A 2,471-nucleotide genomic window follows, 5' to 3' on the forward strand; every position below is an offset into this window, starting at 1 on the left:
CCTCGAACGCCTCGGGTCGATCACCTCGATCCCGCTCTTGGAGATCCGCACATGAAGTCCCTGAACCCTGCGCTGCAGGCGCATCTGGACGAAGGCACGACGACGCTGGCCTGGTGCTGGCGGATCACCCGGGCCGATGGCGTGACCTTCGGCTTCACCGATCACGACCGGACGCTCACCTTCGACGGCACCGAGTTCGAGCCGGAAAGCGGGCTGACAGCCTCCGAGGTCCGGTCGGGGTCCGACCTGTCCGTGGACGCGCAGGACGCGCAAGGCGTGCTGTCGTCGGACCGCATCACCGAGACCGACATCCTCGACGGCCGCTGGGACAACGCGGCGGTCGAGGTCTGGCGGGTGAACTGGGCCAGCCCGGCGCAGCGCGTGCTGTTGCGTCGCGGGGCCATCGGCCAGATTCGGCGCGGGCGGCTCGCCTTCGTGGCGGAGGTCCGATCGTTGGCCCATATCCTCGGCCAGACCGTGGGGCGGACGTTTCAGGCTACGTGCGACGCGGCCTTGGGCGATGCGCGCTGCGGCGTGAACCTCGAGACTCCGGCCTTCAAGGGGACCGGCGCCGTGATCGATATGCTCCGCGACCGGGCCTTCACCGCTTCCGGCCTCAGTGCCTTCGCGGCGGGGTGGTTCGCCTTCGGCCTGGTCGAATGGTCGACCGGCGCGAGTGCGGGGCGGCGGGTCGAGGTGCTTTCGCACGACCTCGTCGACGGGTTGGCGATCCTGACCCTGCTGGAAGCCCCGGTGCGGCCGATCACGGCGACGGATGCTTTCGTGGTCCGGGCGGGCTGCGACAAGCGGATCGCAACCTGCGGGACGAAGTTCACCAATGTTGCAAACTTCCGGGGATTCCCGCATATCCCCGGCCAGGATGCCGTTCTCCGCTACGCCACCAAAGATGGCGGCCACGAGGGGGCTGTGCTGTGAAGGCCGCCGATCCTGCCCGCGTCATCTCCGCTGCCCGGTCCTGGCTCGGCACACCCTATCACGATCAGGCCAGCCTGCGCGGGGTCGGCTGTGATTGCCTCGGCCTCGCGCGCGGGGTCTGGCGCGAGGTCGTCGGGCCGGAGCCTTTTCCGATTCCGCCCTACAGCCGGGATTGGGGCGAGACTGGGCCGTGCGAGGTGCTGGCCGAAGGGGCGCGACGGATGATGCCGGAACTCGCCCCATCCGAGGCCGCGCCCGGCGCGTTGATCCTGTTCCGTATGATGCCACGCGCCATCGCCAAGCATGTCGGCATCCTGACCGGACCCGGCACCTTCCTTCACGCCTATGAGCGGCTGGGCGTGATCGAGGAACCGCTGACACCGACATGGCGGCGGCGCATCGCCTTCGCCTTCCTCTTTCCTGCACGCTGACTCCCCAACCCTTCGAACGCTGAGATTTCGTCATGGCCACGCTCGTCCTCGGTGCCGTCGGTTCCGCCATCGGCGGTGCCTTTGGCGGCGCGATCCTCGGCTTCTCTGGCGCTGCCATCGGTGGCTTCATCGGCTCGACCATCGGTTCGGTGGTGGACAGCTGGATCGTGTCATCGCTGGCCCCGGCGCAGAAGATCGAGGGCCAGCGCCTCGACAGCTTGCGCATCACCTCGGCCACTGAAGGCGCGATCATCCCACGCCTCTACGGCCGCATGCGCATCGGCGGCAACATCATCTGGGCCACGGATTTCCGCGAGGAGATGAAGACCACCACCCAAGGCGGCGGCAAGGGTGGCGGGGGAGGCAAGGTCCGGACGGCGGAATACCTCTACTACGCCAGCTTCGCGGTTGCGCTCTGCGAAGGCCCGATCACCGGCATCGGCCGCATCTGGGCCGATGGCAAGCCGCTCGACATGACCGGCATCACCTGGCGCTGGTATCCGGGGAACGAGACCCAGACGCCTGACCCGTTCATCGCCGCCAAGATGGGGGCGGCCAGCACCCCGGCATATCGCGGCACCGCCTACGTCGTCTTCGAGGAACTGCCGCTCGCCACCTACGGCAACCGCCTGCCGCAACTATCCTTCGAGGTGTTCCGGCCCTTGGCAGACCCTGACACCGCCGAGGGGCTGGTCAAGGCGGTGACGATGATCCCCGCCTCGGGCGAGTTCACCTATGCGACCGAAGCTGTCCGCAAGACCGTGGGTGCGACGACGACAGTCTTCGGCCAGACCATCGGCGGCACCACCTCGGCCGAGAACCTGAACGCGCTGCCCGACGAGACCGACGTCGTCGTGGCGCTGGACCGGCTGCAGGCCATGGCCCCAGCCGTCGAGAGCGTCAGCCTTGTCGTCGCCTGGTTCGGCAATGACCTGCGCGCGGGCAACTGCACGATCAAGCCTGGCGTCGAGGTTGCGACCAAGGTCACCAGCCCGAAGGTCTGGACGGTCAACGGCGTGGCGCGAGCGAATGCGCATCTGGTCAGCCGTGATGTCGAGGATCGCCCGGTCTATGGCGGCACGCCTGCGGATTTCGCGGTGGTGC

2 protein-coding genes and 1 pseudogene are annotated in these 2,471 nt (G+C 68.1%); all 3 read left to right on the forward strand.

Annotated features, from left to right (window positions below; all coding sequences use genetic code 11):
* Nucleotides 1-51 precede the first annotated feature (51 nt).
* Nucleotides 52-936, forward strand: a complete 885-nt coding sequence (locus EZM81_RS17850; RefSeq protein WP_136646717.1) for a DUF2163 domain-containing protein — start codon at nucleotides 52-54, stop codon at nucleotides 934-936.
* On the forward strand, nucleotides 933-1,367 hold the full coding sequence (locus tag EZM81_RS17855; RefSeq protein WP_136646718.1) for an NlpC/P60 family protein: 435 nt from the start codon (nucleotides 933-935) through the stop codon (nucleotides 1,365-1,367). The genes EZM81_RS17850 and EZM81_RS17855 overlap by 4 nt, the downstream gene beginning before the upstream one ends.
* Before the next feature lie 32 nt (nucleotides 1,368-1,399).
* Nucleotides 1,400-2,471 (forward strand): annotated as a pseudogene (locus EZM81_RS17860) (hypothetical protein); the annotation flags it as partial.

The sequence above is a fragment of the Tabrizicola sp. YIM 78059 genome, from assembly GCF_004959785.1.
In the GTDB taxonomy this organism is placed as follows: domain Bacteria; phylum Pseudomonadota; class Alphaproteobacteria; order Rhodobacterales; family Rhodobacteraceae; genus Tabrizicola; species Tabrizicola caldifontis.